Annotated in this window: 14 protein-coding genes and 1 pseudogene; 14 read left to right on the forward strand and 1 reads right to left on the reverse strand. The window is 60.6% G+C overall.

All coding sequences use genetic code 11. From position 1 onward, the window contains the following. Positions 1-400 precede the first annotated feature (400 nt). From LG367_RS02805 to LG367_RS02840, 8 genes and pseudogenes are all read left to right on the forward strand, one after another. Positions 401-2584, forward strand: coding sequence for an adenosylcobalamin-dependent ribonucleoside-diphosphate reductase (locus tag LG367_RS02805; RefSeq protein WP_226467686.1), 2184 nt, complete (start codon positions 401-403; stop codon positions 2582-2584). A 162-nt stretch (positions 2585-2746) separates the two neighbouring features. Continuing rightward, positions 2747-3160: pseudogene (locus tag LG367_RS02810) on the forward strand (hypothetical protein); the annotation flags it as partial. A gap of 124 nt (positions 3161-3284) precedes the next feature. Beyond that, the gene (locus tag LG367_RS02815) at positions 3285-4091 is read left to right on the forward strand and encodes a TSCPD domain-containing protein (RefSeq protein ID WP_226467688.1); all 807 of its coding nucleotides are present in this window, start codon (positions 3285-3287) and stop codon (positions 4089-4091) included. A gap of 42 nt (positions 4092-4133) precedes the next feature. After that, a complete protein-coding gene (locus LG367_RS02820; RefSeq protein ID WP_226467689.1) occupies positions 4134-5744 on the forward strand; it encodes a DUF6119 family protein in 1611 nt (536 codons plus the stop codon). A gap of 226 nt (positions 5745-5970) precedes the next feature. After that, the gene (locus LG367_RS02825; RefSeq protein ID WP_226467690.1) at positions 5971-6189 is read left to right on the forward strand and encodes a hypothetical protein; all 219 of its coding nucleotides are present in this window, start codon (positions 5971-5973) and stop codon (positions 6187-6189) included. Positions 6190-6566: 377 nt separating this feature from the next. Further along, positions 6567-7043, forward strand: a complete 477-nt coding sequence (locus LG367_RS02830) for a hypothetical protein (RefSeq protein ID WP_226467691.1) — start codon at positions 6567-6569, stop codon at positions 7041-7043. A gap of 247 nt (positions 7044-7290) precedes the next feature. Then, positions 7291-8319: a sensor histidine kinase gene (locus LG367_RS02835; RefSeq protein WP_226467692.1), complete on the forward strand. Its 1029-nt coding sequence runs from the start codon at positions 7291-7293 to the stop codon at positions 8317-8319. Beyond that, positions 8316-9053: a LytR/AlgR family response regulator transcription factor gene (locus LG367_RS02840; RefSeq protein ID WP_226467693.1), complete on the forward strand. Its 738-nt coding sequence runs from the start codon at positions 8316-8318 to the stop codon at positions 9051-9053. Before LG367_RS02835 ends, LG367_RS02840 begins: the two co-directional genes overlap by 4 nt. A 61-nt stretch (positions 9054-9114) precedes the next feature. Here LG367_RS02840 and LG367_RS02845 read toward each other — a convergent pair whose 3' ends face one another. Then, positions 9115-10074, reverse strand: coding sequence for an alpha/beta fold hydrolase (locus LG367_RS02845; protein WP_226467694.1), 960 nt, complete (start codon positions 10072-10074; stop codon positions 9115-9117). A gap of 580 nt (positions 10075-10654) precedes the next feature. Here LG367_RS02845 and LG367_RS02850 point away from each other — a divergent pair. The 6 genes from LG367_RS02850 to LG367_RS02875 all read left to right on the forward strand — a co-directional run bounded on the left by LG367_RS02850 (position 10655) and on the right by LG367_RS02875 (position 16833). Beyond that, positions 10655-12043: a carbohydrate-binding protein gene (locus tag LG367_RS02850; protein WP_226467695.1), complete on the forward strand. Its 1389-nt coding sequence runs from the start codon at positions 10655-10657 to the stop codon at positions 12041-12043. A gap of 371 nt (positions 12044-12414) precedes the next feature. Further along, a complete protein-coding gene (locus tag LG367_RS02855) occupies positions 12415-13053 on the forward strand; it encodes a YjfI family protein (RefSeq protein WP_226467696.1) in 639 nt (212 codons plus the stop codon). Further along, the gene (locus LG367_RS02860; RefSeq protein ID WP_226467697.1) at positions 13050-13784 is read left to right on the forward strand and encodes a PspA/IM30 family protein; all 735 of its coding nucleotides are present in this window, start codon (positions 13050-13052) and stop codon (positions 13782-13784) included. The genes LG367_RS02855 and LG367_RS02860 overlap by 4 nt, the downstream gene beginning before the upstream one ends. Further along, positions 13781-14413, forward strand: coding sequence for an OB-fold-containig protein (locus tag LG367_RS02865; protein ID WP_226467698.1), 633 nt, complete (start codon positions 13781-13783; stop codon positions 14411-14413). The genes LG367_RS02860 and LG367_RS02865 overlap by 4 nt, the downstream gene beginning before the upstream one ends. Positions 14414-14482: 69 nt before the next feature. Then, positions 14483-16471, forward strand: coding sequence for a flotillin family protein (locus tag LG367_RS02870; RefSeq protein ID WP_226467699.1), 1989 nt, complete (start codon positions 14483-14485; stop codon positions 16469-16471). A 95-nt stretch (positions 16472-16566) separates the two neighbouring features. After that, the gene (locus tag LG367_RS02875) at positions 16567-16833 is read left to right on the forward strand and encodes a hypothetical protein (RefSeq protein WP_226467700.1); all 267 of its coding nucleotides are present in this window, start codon (positions 16567-16569) and stop codon (positions 16831-16833) included. Positions 16834-16849: the final 16 nt, after the last annotated feature.

Here is a 16849-nt window from a genome sequence, read left to right on the forward strand (position 1 = left end):
CTGTCCGACCGGTCCCGGGGGCGAGGTGGCTGTCACAAAAAAACTTCAAGATTTCCATTTTTCCGGTTGACAGCGCCCTTGGCCCGGCGTAGTTTGATCTCCCGTTCGGCCACAAGATGTTGGGGTCGGACTGGGAGGAGAGGCCCAAGTGGTAGGGTTTACCTGATTTTGACACGTCGCTACAGGGGAAGGCGCACGATGCAAGCAGGCTCGGCCCCGACTACAGATCACGGATTGGAGCGCGGCGCGTAACACGCGGCTGCGGCTTCACCGTCGGTGGCTTCAAGGCAGGACGGCGGCACCGGGTTCCCGATGACGCCCGAAAACGGCAATTCAAGAAACCAACGACAAGAACAACAAGCCGCGGCACGAGCCCGGCCAGTCAGGAGAAAGATTCAGCATGAGCACGGTGCGCCTGGAGGCGGTGAAAAACGATATGGGACAGTCCCCTGACCCCAATCGCGCTGATCCTAATCGCGAAATCCCCATGCAGCCTGCGTCCCAGGACATCTGGGACAAGAAGTACCGCCTGAAGACCAAGCAGGGCGTGGCGGTGGATGCCGACATCGACGGCACCTACCAGCGCGTCGCCCGCGCCCTGGCCGACGCGGAAACCACCCCGGACAAGCGTGCCTACTGGAACGAGCGCTTCCTGTGGGCGCTGCGCCGTGGCGCGATCCCGGCCGGCCGCATCACCTCGAATGCCGGGGCGCTGGAGCACAAGCCGGCCACCAGCACGATCAACTGCACCGTCTCGGGCACCATCGTCGACTCGATGGACGGCATCCTGGACAAGGTCCACGAAGCCGGCCTCACCCTGAAGGCGGGCTGCGGCATCGGCTACGAATTCTCGACGCTGCGCCCCAAGGGCGCCTTCGTCGCCGGCGCCGGCGCGTACACGTCGGGCCCGATGTCCTTCATGGATATCTACGACAAGATGTGTTTCACCGTCTCCTCCGCCGGCGGCCGCCGCGGCGCGCAGATGGGCACCTTCGACGTCAGCCATCCCGACGTGCGCGACTTCATCCGCGCCAAGCGCGAGGACGGCCGCCTGCGCCAGTTCAACCTGTCGCTGCTGATCACCGACGGCTTCATGCAGGCCGTGGAAACCGACGCCGACTGGCCGCTGGTGTTCCCGATCAACGAAAAGGAAAAGGGCGACATCGACCTGTCCAACGCCGAACAGGTCGTCTGGCGCGACTGGCCCCAGCACGCCAGCTACATCGTTCGCGACGACGGCCTGGTCGCCTGCAAGGTCTACGGCCACATCAAGGCCCGGCACCTGTGGGACATGATCATGGTCTCCACGTACGACTACGCCGAGCCCGGCTTCATCCTGATCGACCGCGTCAACGAGATGAACAACAACTGGTGGTGCGAGAACATCCGCGCCACCAACCCCTGCGGCGAACAGCCGCTGCCGCCCTACGGCGCCTGCCTGCTGGGCTCGGTCAACCTCACCAAGTTCGTCCGCAACGCCTTCACCGACCAGGCCGAGTTCGACTGGGAGGAATACAAGGAAGTCGTGCGCGTGTTCACCCGCATGCTCGACAACGTGGTCGAAGTGAACGGCCTGCCGCTGCAGCAGCAGCGTGACGAGATCATGCGCAAGCGCCGCCACGGCATGGGCTTCCTGGGCCTGGGCTCCACCGTGACCATGCTGAAGATGAAGTACGGCAGCAAGGCCTCGTGCGAGTTCACCGAGCGCATCGCCCGCGAGATGGCCGTCGCCGGCTGGGAAATGGGTCTGACGCTGGCCGAGGAAAAAGGCCCGGCGCCGATCATGGAAGAGCGCTTCCCCGTCACCGCCGCGATGCTGCGCCAGCGTCCGGAGATGGCAGCCGACGGCTGGAAGATCGGCCAGGAGATCCCCGGCAAGGTCCTGCACGCCCGCTACTCGCGCTACATGCAGCAGATCGCCACGGTGGCCCCGGAGCTGGTCGAACAGCTCGCCGAGAGCGGCGCCCGCTTCACTCACCACAGCTCGATCGCTCCCACCGGCACGATCTCCCTCAGCCTGGCCAACAACGCCAGCAACGGCATCGAACCGTCCTTCGCCCACCACTACAGCCGCAACGTGATCCGTGAAGGCAAGAAGTCGAAGGAAAAGGTCGACGTCTTCTCCTTCGAACTGCTCGCCTACCGCGAACTGATCAACGCCAAGGCCATGCCGTTCAGCGACGACCCGGTCGCCAAGCTCCCCGACTACTTCATCGCCGCCGACGACATCACCCCCAAGGAACACGTCGACGTCCAGGCCGCCGCGCAGAAGTGGGTCGACAGCTCCATCTCCAAGACCGCCAACGTCCCCACGGACTACCCGTACGAGGACTTCAAGGACATCTACCGTTACGCCCACCAGCAGGGCCTGAAGGGATGCACCACCTTCCGCTTCAACCCCGCCGCCTTCCAGGGCGTGCTGGTGAAGGAAACGGACCTGGAGAACACCACCTACCGCTTCGAACTGGAAGACGGCAGCGTGGTGGAGGTGAAGGGCAACGAGCAGATCGAATACGACGGCGAAATGCACACCGCCGCCAACCTGTTCGACGCGCTCAAGGAAGGCTACTACGGCAAGTTCTGACGCCGCTTTCTCTCCCTCCCTTTCGCGCGGCGAAGGGGAGGGGCGGAAAAGGTTGCTCGCACTTGCGCAAACCCTGGTCGCCAGTGCGCACACTTCGCAAAGTTCGCGCTACATTTCGCTCCACGGGCGCCCGCCCGTGTCCACTGACCTGAGGGAACCACCATGAGCAACGGCAACGGGGTCACCGCGACCCTTTCCAACGCCGCCGAGGCCGTCGCCGACAAGGCGAAGGAAATCGGCAGCGCGGTGTCGAAAAAAGCGAGCAGCGCGGTGAAGACCGCGAAGAAGAGCGCCGCCAAGGCCAAGAAGGCCGTCAGCAAGCGCGTCACCAAGGCGAAGAAGAAACTCGCCTCGGTCAGCGCCAGCGCCAAGGCCGAGGTCGCCGCGCTGAAGAAGAAGGGCACCGCGAAGAAGACTGCCAAGAAGAAGACCGCCAAGAAGGCTGCGAAGAAGGCCCCGGCCAAGAAAGCCGCCGCCAAGAAAGCGCCAGCCAAGAAGGCCGTGAAGAAGGCAGCGAAGAAGACCGCCCGCAAGGCCCCCGCGAAGAAGGCGGCCAAGAAGGCGGCGAAGAAGAAATAAGCGACACCGCCCCGATTCCCCTCTCCCGTTCGCGGGAGAGGGGTTGGGGGAAGGGCCTCCAGCCCTATCTAGTTTTCATAACCACAAAAACAAGCAACACAGACCCATCAGGAACCGCGTCATGGCCGTCAAGATCGACAAGAAAATCAAGGGATACGCCGTCGTCACCGCCGAGGACAAGGAGAAGGCCGTCGCCGGCGCCTCCGTCGCCCGCGAGAAGATCGAGGCCGAACTGCCCACGGCCGATGTCATCCAGATGCACGAGCGCATCGAGCGCCCGGAAGTCCTGATCGGCAGCACCTACAAGATCAAATCCCCGCTGGTGGAACACGCCATGTACGTGACCATCAACGACATCGTGCTCAACGCCGGCACCGAGCACGAACAGCGCCGTCCCTTTGAGATCTTCATCAACTCCAAGTCGATGGAGCATTTCCAGTGGATCGTCGCGCTCACCCGCATCATGTCCGCCGTCTTCCGCAAGGGCGGTGACGTCACCTTCCTGGTCGATGAGATGAAGGCCGTGTTCGATCCCAAGGGCGGCTACTTCAAGGCCGGTGGCGTGTACATGCCGTCGCTGGTCGCCGAACTCGGCATGATCGTCGAGGACCACCTCAAGTCCATCGGCATGATGCACGACCCGGAAATGAGCGAACACCAGCGCGCCCTGATCGCCGAGAAGCGCCGCGCGTACGAGGAACGCTCAAAAAAAAACGCTGAAGTAAGCGTTCCGGTCCATCCGCAGCGTGAGGCGGGTGGGATCGAGGGGTCGTATCCCGATACCTATCCCGAGGACATCGCCGTGACTGGCGATGGCACCTCGTTTCCACCGAGCGCGACCATGTGCCACAAGTGCAATACCAAGGCCATCGTGATCATGGATGGATGTGCAACTTGTTTGAATTGCGGTTATTCAAAGTGTGGGTGAGTGGAGATAGCTAGCGTTTCCGCTCGGGGGGGCGGTAAGCGTATGGATGCGATTGCGCAAGCGGTAAGATTGCCGCTAAATATCTACCTATTAAAGAACGATATTGCCGACTTAAGCTCTGCACTGGAGCTATCGTCTTTCCCTGAAAAGATTCCTATAGCAATCGGGCAAGACATCTCTGCAGACTTACTCATTGCTCACACGGAAGGGATTCCGTTGTGGCTCAAGTCCCTGTCACAGCTGTCGGATAGGGTATCGATTCGGAGCACCGCCTCTACGATATCTGGCTTGCTAATTGTGCCTGTAGGGGCGAGAAAGTGCGCCATAACGTTTGGCCACGCTTGGCAGAAAATAAAGCCGAAGCTCATAGAGCCAAATTTCGGAGTCCGCTGTGTTCTCAATCTTGCAGAGCGCAACGCTTTAAGAGCGATCAGGCGCGATCGAATTGCAGAGGATTTTATCCAAGCTATCGAACAGATTCCCGACAGTGATGAGATTGATCGCTTTGGGATAGATGTTGAACGCGACATTCTCAGAGGCGTGAAGGCTAAAGTACAAGCTGGTCTCGAATTTGGTAGTTGGGTCGCTGGGGGTGATTCATTCAAAACATCGGTGGATTTGAAAAGCGAATCATTGATTTGTTTCCTCGAGCGATGCCTTACTTTGTGGGGTCTGGCACATTACAAAAAAGATTTCTCTTGGGTTGATAATATAGCCCCTATTAGAGACGAAGCGCTGGAAGCACAGTTGTCAGAGGCGCTCGTCACCGCCATTGCCGACGATCACGAAAAATTTGTTTTGTGTATTCCAGATCTGCTGGCATGGGATGATTTTGATATTTTCTCATTCCAGCCAAAAAGGAAAAAGCACGCTCCTTGTGCAGATTGCCTAGAGTTTGGTATGTGGTTGAAATGGTGGGGAAGGAAGGGTGCGACGCTGAATCTGGCCGCCCTAGAGAATAATTATATATACGCATACAAGGATGATGGATCGCCAGTGCAGCGATGGTCGGTTTTGTCTTGCATTCACGGCATGCTAAAGCATGAAAAAGACAATTACTTGGTGCACAGTGGGCACTGGTTCCGCGTCGATCACGCATTCGTTGAGAGAATCAACAAACGAGTTGCCTCTATTCCAGAAGCGACGATAGCTCTGCCTGCACCTGCTTTAAAAGAAAAAGAAGGCGACTACAATCTTAGGGCGGCTGGAGAGTCTGGTGGTACTCTCTTGCGTATCGATAGAAAGTTGATTGGCCATGGGGGTGGAAAGAGCCGCTTCGAGGTCTGTGACCTTTTCACAGACAATGGTCATCTAATATGCGTGAAGCCTTGGGGGCAAGCTTCGGGATCACTCAGTCATCTTTTCGCCCAAGCGAGGATTTCCATTCAACTTCTCAACAACGACCCGATTTATCGTCAGAAGACGAGGGACATGATAGCTTCTGTGGATAAGGGGTTTGCTTTGGTTTGGGAAATAATTTGTGAAAACCCTAAAGAAGCAGAGGTGGTTCTTGCTGTCATGAGAGGCTGTCCAAAAGAGTCTCTGCCATTTTTTGCGAAGCTTGCGCTTGTTAACTGCATAGATGATTTGCAGAACATGCGATTCAAGGCATCCTTTGTTGCGCTTCCCACTAAGATGACAACAGAGCACTAGAAACAAAGATGATGGGTGGCTTTCAAGCCTTAGAGTGGCGTCGAGTACCTGCATCTGGTCAAGGCGATGCGTCTCGGCCAGTTCCAGATCGGAAACAACAAGGGATTCATCAATGGATGGATCACGGCATCGAACATCTTCGGCAAGTGCATTCGGGTAGAGCCTTAGGTTCTCGAGAACAAAGTCATGAGGCCCTTATTCGACTAGGTGGGCAAAGGAAAGGCTTGTGAGTATCCAGATCGAACTGGCCGATGATGAGGCGCTTGTTCTCTTCGAATTGCTGAGCTCAGGCAAGCTGGACAACGACATCGAGGCTCCGGAAAGAAATGCTCTCTGGGTACTTGAGTCGCTCTTGGAAAAGCAGCTCGTGGCTCCGTTCTCGAAGAACTATTCCGAATTGTTGGAGCAGGCCAGGTCATCCCTGCTTGCTCGTTACGGCGCCTGAGGCATCCATGAGCAACTACGCATGGGTCTGCTTCGATTGCCGGATGGCCGTCAGGCGTCCGGGCAGCGCCAAGGATGTTCGCTGCCCAAGCTGTGCCAAGCCGTGCGAGTGTCTCGGCCATAAGATCCCCGTGCCGCCAAAGTCGAAGACGAAGGTTTGGGAGAGATTGCGAGAGACCTGGTTTGCATCAAAGCGCTCGGCTCTCCTGCGAAGTCATCGACAGCGCGTGCGCTTCATTCATGACACTGAGCGAGAGATTGCAAGGCTTCGAGTGCTACCTGAAGCGCCGGGCCGGTTAAACACGATCGACTGTCTTATCAAACGCTTGAGGAGGCATGGTGATTAACTTCCAACCAAGAATAGTACGGCGACTCTTCGTGCTATTGGTAGCCATGTTGATGGCGGCATGTGCGGCTGGTCGTGATGCTGGCTTGTCGGATGAATCGCTTCTTGGGGTTTGGGAATGCGGGCCGACCACGATGCATGGTCCAAACTTCGATCTAGTGGTTACGACGCGCACCACCAACAATTCTGATCACACCTATTCGAGCCTTACCACCTCTGTCATCACTCCTCATGGCAAGCACGCGATAACAAACAAGGATCTAGCGTATGGGTCCTGGCGTTTGGAAAAAGGGGTTGTTGTTTCTGTGGTGGAGCGGGTCCAGTTCCTCTCGTCTTCGGATCCGACTTTCAAGAATGAGTTGGGCCAGAAGATCCAGGATGACCTGTTAAAGAAAAAATCTGTATTCAAGTCTCGAATTCTTTATTTTGACGGCAATATCTCGCGCTCCATCCCGATTGATTCGATGTATAAAGAGGCAGAAGTCGAATCGACTTGTAGGCGCGTCTAGCGAACCACTTAAGCCGAATCCGATATGTCATGACAGGGTCATGGTCCAAAAAATGGGGTCAGGTTGACTTCCAAGCCCTGAAAGTAGACACGACTAGTGCTATAGAAGATGGGAGCTGTTTAGGCAGATCCCTTGCCGCAACCCACCAGCTATGCTGCGAGTGAAGTTTCAGCGATGACCGGTAATGGCACATAACAGCTAGCGTGTCAGGGATATGCAACGACAAGCGACGTTGACATGGTTTTGGGTGAGCGCCTGGTGGCTGCTCACCGGGCTGGTCTGGACGGGGCAAATGTATGAAGCCTTTTCCGGACAGGTCGCTTCGTCCTATTTGTTGCGCACGGAGATGGCCAAGGCCGTGCTGTGGATCCCGTTCACCATGTTTCTTTTCTGGTGGGCGGGCCGTCATCCGATGGAGCGCGGCACCATGCTTCGATCGATCGGATGGCTGACCCTTGCCGTTGCCGGGATCATCGTGGCGCGCGCGTTGTGCGTTGTGGCGCTCAATCCGTGGATCGGTTGGCATGCGCAGCTGCCAAGCTGGCCCGCACTGCTGCGCACGAGCTTTCTCAGCAATCTGCTCACCGCTTGGATGATCATCGGTGTGGCGCATGCGCTCTTGTTCGCGCGGCGCGAACGGTTGCGTCAACAACAGCACGCGGAACTGGAATCACAACTGTCGCAGGCGCGCTTCGAAGCACTCTCGGCGCGGCTCGACCCGCACTTTCTGTTCAATGCGCTCCATTCGATCAGCGAAGTGATGCATCGCGACGTGGCGGCCGCGGATCGCATGGTGGTCGGGCTCGGCGGTCTGTTGCGACAAAGCATCGACGGGGCGGCGACGCAGCAGACCACTTTGGGTGAGCAGGTCGAGCTGATCGAGGATTACGTGGAGATTGAACAAGTCCGGTTGGGGCCACGACTTCATTTTTCCCTCGATGTGGACAGCGCTTTGCACTCAGTCATGGTGCCGCGGCTCTTGTTGCAACCCCTTGTCGAGAATTCGATCCGCCACGCGATCGCCCTCCGCACGACGCCCGGCAGTATCCGAGTAGCCGCGCGAAGTCATGAGCAGCGATTGCTGATTGAAGTCGACGACGATGGCAGCGGAGAGGCCGCGCCAATGCCGGGGCATGGGGTAGGACTGGCGAGCACGCGTGCGCGGTTGCAATGTCTCTACGGTGAGGATTTTCGCTTCGAGGTGGAAACTTCGCCTGGTAGCGGGACCTGTGTCCATATCGATCTGCCTTTGCAACGGTTCTCGGAGGCCACATGAGCGGGCGTCTTCGCGCCATCGTGGTGGACGATGAGCCCATGGCCCTCGCGCGCCTGGCGCGCCTGCTGCGCGAGGAGGGCGGTGTCGAGGTTGTCGCGGAATGCGGAGACGGCGCGTCCGCGATGGCGGCCCTTCGCTCGCTTTGCCCCGATGTCGCCTTCCTCGATATCCGCATGCCCGGAATAGATGGGTTGCAGGTGTCGGCGAACGCCGTTGCGGGCGATACATGCGTGGTGTATGTGACCGCTCATTCCGAACACGCCGTTCATGCGTTCGAGACTGATGCCGTCGATTATCTGCTCAAGCCATTCTCCGCGCGCCGTCTGCAAGCCACGCTTGCGCGCCTGCGGGCACGTGTGACGGCACGTAAGCGGACCTTTCCGGAGCGCCTCTTGTTGCAGGCAAGCGCACGCCAACGCCTGGTGCCGGTACAGTCGATCGATTCGCTGCTGGCAAGCGACAACTACATCGAAGTGCACTGCGGGCATGAGCGTTACCTGGCGCGTGAAACGCTGACTGCGATCGAGGCCAAGCTCGATCCGGCGCAGTTCGTGCGCATACATCGCTCGCGCATGGTCCGCATTGGTGCCGTGCGCGATGTGGAATTGTTGCCGTCGGGACAGTATCTCCTTCGCCTGCACAATGGCCAGAAGCTATCCGGTGGGCGCAGCTATCGCGATCAGTTGCGAAAGGCGTTCGGTCTCGCAAGCCCCGCCGTATCCGAGATTCCATGATGTTGGGGCGATCGCATACTGCGCATACGTGATCGCATAGCGGCCTAAGAAACTCGGCCGCCTAGACGCCCCAAAGCGCTCGCGCTTCTTCCGCGATCACTTCCGGCCTCTCCTCTGGCCAGAACAGCTTCCCCCCCTCGACAAGCCGAATGCCACGGGATTCGGGCAGGGTTTCGTCGAGCCACGTGGCCCACACGACCGGGAAAAGCGGATCCGCCGTGCCCCACACCATGCGTGTCGGGACGTTCAACCGACGAAGGGCCGGCTCGATCGCAATCAGAGGATTCGGTTCATGTGCGGACAGGTAACGATTGAGCTGCGACTTGCGCAGCGGCGACGCGACGAGCGGTCTGAAATAGTATTCAATCACGTCATCCGTGACGTTCGCCGGATTCATGTAGGCCGAGCCGATGATGCCCTTCTCGGAGCGTGCGTAGACACGGTCATCCAAATGCCGCTGTATCTTTTGATCATAAGTGCCGGCCTTGGCGGCATTGATCGAGTTGCGCATTTGCGCGGGCGGGCTGTTTTCGTGCACGTCGCAGTTTGTCAAAAGCATCGTGCGGACACGATTCGGATGCTGTGCCGCGAATAGCTGTGCGATCGTGCCGCCGCTGTCATTGGCGACGAGATCGACGGATGGAATCGCGAGGCTGTCGAGAAACGCCACCAGCATGTCGGCTTGTGCTTGCGGGGAAAGGGCCTGCTGTTCGGAAACTTCCGTATAGCCAAGCCCCATCAAGTCCGGTGCGAGACATCGCCGATAGGGCGAGAGGTGTTCAAGCGATCCACGCCATTGCAACCCGTTCAACGGGAAGCCGTGCAGGAACAACGCCGCCGGTCCCATCCCTCGTTCCACAGACGCGATGCGTCCGAAAGGCGTCTCGACAAAGCGGCGAAGTGCGGTGAATGCCGTCGTATCCAGGGCCGCATTTCCCTTGCTCGGTATGACACGACAAGCGGGGAGGACGGCGGCGCCGGCAATCGTCGCGCACGTCCCGAGAAAGTTTCGTCGGTTCATTGGGGCTAGTCGCTGGATGGTGGCCGCACTGATGCCGCGATCTTGTGGCGCATGCAAGGCATTTGGGGTGAACGACCAAAATTTGGGCGCGAGTGTCGGCTGGTCAGTGGATCGAACGAGCTGAATAAGCCGGCCCTGGGGTTCTGGGACTGCGTGATAGTGATTGCAGAATCCGATACATGCCCTCCATGTCCCATGGACATGGATCAGGCCATGCGCAGATGCCGGAGGGCCCCGCGTCTGTCCATTTGCAAGTCTCGGACGACCGTCTTGCCGTCTCCAGCATGACACTGCAACTTCGATGCCGAGACCGCCGGATAACAAGAAAGTGGTCTGGATGCATGGCTCTCACGCTGCAAGCGCGCATTACGTCACGCATCCGCACAAAGGAGTGAGACGCCTCGTAACCGCTGGAAAGTAGCGCGATATCCACACTGTCTCGATCTGTCGAATGTCGTCACACGTATCGTGCAACATGCGCGAAAGGCTTCACACCGCATGTAGCACCGCGATGCGATGTTCGCGCCTCCCACGAGGAGAGGACATCATGAAGCGACTAGTGAGAGGCATGGTTTTTCTCATGGCTTCCGTGTTTGCCAGCGGAGCCTGGGCGCAGAACTGGCAACTGGTGTGGAGCGACGAATTCAATGGATCGATCGGATCGGACTGGGTATTCGAGACCGGCAACGGTGCGAGTGGTTGGGGTAACAACGAATTGGAGTACTACCGGCGCGAGAATGCCGGCATAGAGAACAATGCTTTGGTCATCACCGCGAAGCGCGAGGATTTCGGCGGGTTCCGCTACACGTCAGCGCGGATGAAGACGCAAGGTATTCGCAACTTCAGGTACGGCCGCATCGAGGCGCGGATGCGGCTGCCTTCGTTCATGGGCGCATGGCCAGCGTTCTGGATGCTGGGCGCCAATCTGCCGCAATTGGGTTGGCCCGATTCCGGCGAGATCGACGTGATGGAGCACGTCAACAATGAGGATCGCACCTACGGCACCATCCACTGGCGCGATCACAACGGCAACTACGCGCAGTACGGCGGTAACACCGGGATCGGTGTCGCCGACTGGCACGTATACGCCGTGGAATGGGATGCGAACGCGATCCGTTGGTACGTCGATGGCAACAAGTTCCACGAGGCTAATATCCAGAACGGCATCAACGGCACCGAGGAATTCCATCGTGACTTCTTCCTGCTGCTGAACTTCGCCATCGGCGGCAACTGGCCGGGCTTCAACGTCGACGAGAGCCAGCTGCCGGCCAAGATGTACGTGGACTACGTGCGCGTATACACCGCGAGCGGTGGCGCGACCGGCGTTGCCAGTGCATATCAGGATTGCAACTACGGCGGCTACAGCGTGGCGTTGCCCGAGGGCAGCTATACGCTGTCGCAGTTGCAGGCGCGGGGCGTGCGGAACGACGATCTGTCGTCGCTGCGCGTGAACGCTGGCTATCAGGTCACGCTGTACCAGGACGACAACTTCACCGGCCCCAGTGTCACCAAGACCGCCGACACCGCATGCCTGGTCGGCGATGGTTTCAACGATCGCGCCACCTCGCTTGTGGTCGCGCGCGTCAGCCAGCCGTGGTCGCTTACGCTGCAGGCGGAGAGCTTCAGCGCGCAGAGCGGCGTGCAGGTGGAGGCTTGCTCGGAAGGTGGTTCCAACGTCGGCTGGATCGAGACCGCCGACTGGATGGCGTACAACGGCATCGCTTTCCCCGCCAGCGGCAACTATCGGATCGAGTACCGCGTGGCGAGTCCAAGCGGCGGCACACTATCGCTCGACCTCAACGCCGGCGGCATCCTGCTGGGCCAAGTACAGGTGCCAGCGACCGGCGGCTGGCAGAACTGGGCCACGGTGTCGCACACGGTCACCGTCGCCGCGGGCACCTACAACCTCGGCCTCTACGCGCAGCAGGGCGGGTGGAACATCAACTGGATTCGCATCACGCGACTTTGAGCAATGCCCGTGAAGAGCGGGCGCCGCTGCGAGGTGGCACCCGCCGATCTGTTAGATGAAGGGTCGTGCCTGCCGGCGCGGCCCAAAATTTTGTTTGGCGAGGGCGGATCATGCCGCAAAGGCGATCGGGGGTGTTTCGGGGTGCGGTCGCGTTTCATAAGCGGCTGGGCACACGACGGTGATCGAAGCTGGAGGGGAGAGGCCGGGGTGCCGAAGTTCTCGCCGTTGCCGGCCCTTACCTGAAAGCGATTGGCTGCCCGACGGAGTGGCCGAAATTCCGTAATGCCAGGCCGGATAGGGCCAATGACCGTTCGTCGGGCGGCCGCTCAAGCCAGTTGAAAGGATTTCAGGAAAGATTTACAGTTCATTTCATGAAAGCGCCCCGCCCGAGGTCGTCGACCGAGTACGTCCGCGAATTCCGCGAGCGCATGCGCCGCGAGGGGTACGTCAAGAAGGATGTCTGGATCCTCCCGCAGCACGCTCCGGCCCTGGCCATGGTCGAGCGCCGTCTGCGTCAGCCCGGAGGCATGGGGGCTGGTCACGCCGAGGGCGGGGGCTTCCCGGCCTGGACGACGCGCTCGCTGCATGCCGCCCTGGCCGACACCGCGCCGGTGCGGGCGGGCGAGGTGGTGCTGGAACTGTTGGAAGGCGTCGAGCCCAGCCTGCATCTGGTGATGCGTGAGTACGGCGATCTGCCGATCTTCATCGCGGTGAGCGGTGAGCAGATCAGCGTCGAGTCGCTGATGTGGCCGGTGGAGGACGTGGCGGACCCGGCCGCGTTCAACGCGCACGTCCTGCGCACGCACAAGGTGTTGCCGCTGTCGACGATGGGTGTGGAGATCATCGGCGGCGTCGCCTGCTACATCATGTCCGGCGCACTGGATACGCGCTCCAGTCTCGACAACGTGTTGTTCGAGATCGAGACGCTGGCCGAGAACGTTCTCGGCGCGGCCGAAGCCTATACGCCTTTCCTGCGGCCGGAAGTCTTTGCCGTGGAGGCCGCGGCATGAATGCGTTGACTCGCATCTTCGGGCGTGTGCGCGAGCAGCTGGCCGAACTTGGCGAATCGATCGCCGGTAGCCAGGCTCAACGCGAGCTCGACGAGGAAATCCGCGGAATGGACGAGCGCCTGCGCGAGTGGCGCGCGAGCCTCGCCGCGTTCCAGGCCAACCGTTTCACCACGCAGGAACGCATCGAGGCGGCGGAAGCGGCGATCGCGCAGCGCGAGGCGCAGGCGCTGGCCAGTCTGCAGGCCGGAAAACACGAGCTGGCGCGCGAAGTGGCGACGGCGATTGTGCAACTCGAGGAGCGGCGCGACGATGAAATCGCGGCGCTGTCCTGCATCGACGAGCACATCGCGCAAATGAGGCATCTCATCGGACAGGGCGAGAACGGTCTGCGCCGGTTGCAACAACAACTGGATGCGCTGCGCGCCGCCGAGACCGTGCAGCGGGCGCAGGAGAGCGTCGTCGGGCGTCAACCCGGTGTCGCGCGCCCGCAGACGGCGATCGAATCGCTGCTACGCGCGCGCCGGCGCGCGCCCGCGCCGGAGATGTCCGCTGATGGGTTCGCGGCGGTGGATGATCCCGAATTGGATGCGCGGCTCGCGGCGGAAGGCATCGATGGCCGCGATGCGCGCATCCAATTCGTGCTCGACCGCGTCGGTCAGCGCCTGATCGAAACCTCGCGTCCGGGTGGACGCCGTGCCAAGCCGCGTGCAACTCCGGGGAATTCTCGATGATCGCTTTCCTGCAAACCGTGCTGACGTTTCCCACGCTGATCTACAGCATCCTGCTGACGGTGTGTGTCCTGTACTGGCTGTTGGCGGCCACCGGGCTGGTCGACCTCGACGGACCTGATCACGTGTTCGGCGGCGATGGCGACGGTGATCTGGGGGCCGTCGCGGCGATCGTGTCGAAGCTGGGATTGTCGGGCGTTCCGGTGATGATCGTGCTGACGGTGCTGAGCTTCTGTGGCTGGCTTGGCACGTACTTCGTGCAACTGCTCCTGCTGCAGCATCTGCCGGCCGGCTTGCGCATTCCGATCGGTATCGCTGTCGCGGTGGGGATGCTGATTCCGGGTGTGATCGTGACCTCGCTGCTGTTGCGTCCGCTCAGCCGGGTGCTGTTGCGACTGCGTCCGCCGCAAGAGCCTTCGATCCTGGGACGTACCGCGATCGTCAGTACGCCGTCGGTCGATGCCGGCTACGGGCAGGCGACGGTGGATGACGGTGGCGCCGGACTAGTGCTGCAGATCCGATGCCAGGATGCCGGTCGTTTCAAACGGGGAGATCGCGTGGTGCTGATCGAGTATCTCGACAAGCAGCACGCGTATCGGGTGATTTCCGAAGAGCAGTTCCAAAGTCTGTAACTGTATTTGCTGATGAGTTCCAACCCTACAACGTAGGATCACTAAGGAGAGGTTGAAATGAGTTTGTCCATGGTCCTCCCGCTCTTGATTGGAGTGGGCGTCGTGCTGGCCGTGATGCTGGGCTTGTTCGGTCTGTTCAAGGCCTTCTATATCAAGGTCGACCAAGGCACCGCCCTGATCGTCAACGACATGAGTTCCACGCCGAAGGTGCGTTTCACCGGCGGGTTGATCATTCCGGTGCTGTATCGCGCGGAGCACATGCGCATCAGCCTGATCACCCTGCAGGTGGATCGTCGCGGCAAGGAAGGACTGATCTGTCGCGACAACATGCGCGCGGACATCACCGTCGCCTTCTACCTGCGCGTGAACGAGACGCAGGCCGACGTGCTGCGCGTGGCCAAGGCCATCGGCGCCGATCGTGCTTCCGACAAGAACGCCGTCGACGAGCTGTTCAACGCCAAGTTCTCCGAGGCACTGAAGACGGTCGGCAAGAAATTCGAGTTCACCGAATTGTTCGAAAAGCGCCAGGAGTTCCGTGACGAGATCATCAAGGTCATCGGCAACGATCTCAACGGCTATGCGCTCGAGGACGTGGCGATCGATTATCTGGAGCAGACGCCGAAGAACCTGCTCGATCCGAGCAACATCCTCGACGCCGAAGGCATCCGCAAGATCACCGAGTTGACCGCCACGCAGAACGTGGTGACCAACGAGCTCGAGCAGAACGAGAAGCTGGCGATCACCAAGAAGAACGTCGAGGCGCGCGAGGCCACGCTGGCGCTGGAGCGCCAACAGGCAGAGGCCGAGGCGCGTCAGCAGCGCGAGGTGGACACCATCCGTGCCCGCGAGGAGGCCGAGACCGCACGCGTGCGCGAGGAACAGCGCTTGATCGCCGAGCAGGCACGTCTCGCGGCCGAGGAGCAGATCCAGATCCGCGACCAGAATCGTCAGCGTGAAGTGGAAGTCGCTGAGCAGAACCGTCAGCGCGCCGTCGCCATCGAGGCCGAGCGCGTGGCGCGCGCGCGTCAGCTGGAAGAGGTCACCACCGACCGCGAGGTGCAGCTGCAGGGCGTGGAGCGCGACAAGGTGGTCGAGACCGGCAAGATGGACGTGGCCAACATCACCCGCGAGCGCATCGCCATCGACAAGACCGTGGCGCAGGAAGAGGAGCGCATCAAGGAAGTGCGCACCGTCTCGCAGGCCGAGCGCGAGCGTCAGGCCAAGGTGATCGCGGCCGAAGCCGCGGCGCAGGAAGATCTGGTGCGCACCGTCAAGGAAGCGGAAGCCGCGGAAACGGCGGCCAAGTACCGCGCGGTCGAACTCACCACGCTGGCGCAAGCCGAAATGGACGCGGCCGCCAAGCAGGCCGACGCCAAGAAGCTGCTGGCCGAAGGCGTGAAGGCGGAAACCGCCGCGCCCGGTCTGGCCGAGGCGCAGGTGCGCGAGGCGACCGCGAGCGCGATCGAGAAGGTCGGTGTCGCCGAGGCGCGCGTGATCGAGGCCAAGGCCGAGGCCAACTACAAGCAGGGCAGCAGCGAGGCGCGTGTGCTGGCGGAGAATCTCACCGCCAAGGCCGAGGGCGAGGAGAAGATGGGGCGCGCGAAGGCCTCCGCGGTGGAATCGGTGGGTGTCGCCGAAGCCAACGTGACGGTGAAGAAGCTCACCGCCGAGGCGGAAGGCTTGACCGCGAAGTTCGGCGCGATCGATTCGCTGAGCGACAACGCGCGCGGCCACGAAGAGTTCCGCATGACGCTCGAGACGCATCTGGAGCAGGCGATGGCGGCGATCCAGGCCGGTCGCGAAGTGTCGAAGGAGAACGCGGAAGTGATCGCCACGGCGCTGCGCAACGCCAATATCGATCTGGTGGGCGGCGACGGCGGCTTGTTCGAAAGCTTCTCCAAGGCGTTGTCGCTGGGCAAGGCGGTGGAAGGCTTCGTCGGCAAGAGCCCGATCGCGCAGGACTTGCTGGAACGCTTCCTCCGCGTGCCCAAGCCGGAACCGCGCGAGCCGCAGGCATTGGTCGGGCGCGACGCGCCGGAACTGGGCGAGCACGCCTGAAACCTTGAGGAGCTGACCCGCGGCATTGCGGCCGCGGGTCAGCGTCCCTTGGCGCTTCAGGTCTCTTCTTCCGTTATCGATCGAGAGTTCAAGACATGAGCAAAGAGAACCGAGATTTCCTGGAAATGGCTTTCCGCTCGATCCATTGTTTCAGCGACGACGGCCGTCTGGATGCGGCCGAACTCGGCAAGATCCTCGCCATCGCAGAGCAGGATGGCGAGGTCGACGCCAACGAGTTGCGCGTGCTGGGCAATATCATCGCGCGCATCCAGCCGCATGAGATCGACGCGGCGATGCAGGCGCAGTTGGCCGACATCAGCCGCAAGTTCGGCATCCAGGCGCCAGGAACGACCAAGGCCTGATCCCGTCGTTCCGGAT

Origin of the sequence: Luteimonas panaciterrae (assembly GCF_020511115.1) — a bacterium.
GTDB classification, from domain to species: Bacteria; Pseudomonadota; Gammaproteobacteria; order Xanthomonadales; family Xanthomonadaceae; genus Luteimonas; species Luteimonas panaciterrae.

Coding starts and splice junctions, on each gene's coding strand:
- LG367_RS02815 (WP_226467688.1), top strand. CDS start 3,285: ATGGCCGTCAAGATCGACAAGAAAATCAAGGGATACGCCGTCGTCACC.
- LG367_RS02845 (WP_226467694.1), bottom strand. CDS start 10,074: ATGAACCGACGAAACTTTCTCGGGACGTGCGCGACGATTGCCGGCGCC.
- LG367_RS02870 (WP_226467699.1), top strand. CDS start 14,483: ATGGTCCTCCCGCTCTTGATTGGAGTGGGCGTCGTGCTGGCCGTGATG.
- LG367_RS02855 (WP_226467696.1), top strand. CDS start 12,415: ATGAAAGCGCCCCGCCCGAGGTCGTCGACCGAGTACGTCCGCGAATTC.
- LG367_RS02850 (WP_226467695.1), top strand. CDS start 10,655: ATGGCTTCCGTGTTTGCCAGCGGAGCCTGGGCGCAGAACTGGCAACTG.
- LG367_RS02840 (WP_226467693.1), top strand. CDS start 8,316: ATGAGCGGGCGTCTTCGCGCCATCGTGGTGGACGATGAGCCCATGGCC.
- LG367_RS02805 (WP_226467686.1), top strand. CDS start 401: ATGAGCACGGTGCGCCTGGAGGCGGTGAAAAACGATATGGGACAGTCC.
- LG367_RS02820 (WP_226467689.1), top strand. CDS start 4,134: ATGGATGCGATTGCGCAAGCGGTAAGATTGCCGCTAAATATCTACCTA.
- LG367_RS02875 (WP_226467700.1), top strand. CDS start 16,567: ATGAGCAAAGAGAACCGAGATTTCCTGGAAATGGCTTTCCGCTCGATC.
- LG367_RS02860 (WP_226467697.1), top strand. CDS start 13,050: ATGAATGCGTTGACTCGCATCTTCGGGCGTGTGCGCGAGCAGCTGGCC.
- LG367_RS02865 (WP_226467698.1), top strand. CDS start 13,781: ATGATCGCTTTCCTGCAAACCGTGCTGACGTTTCCCACGCTGATCTAC.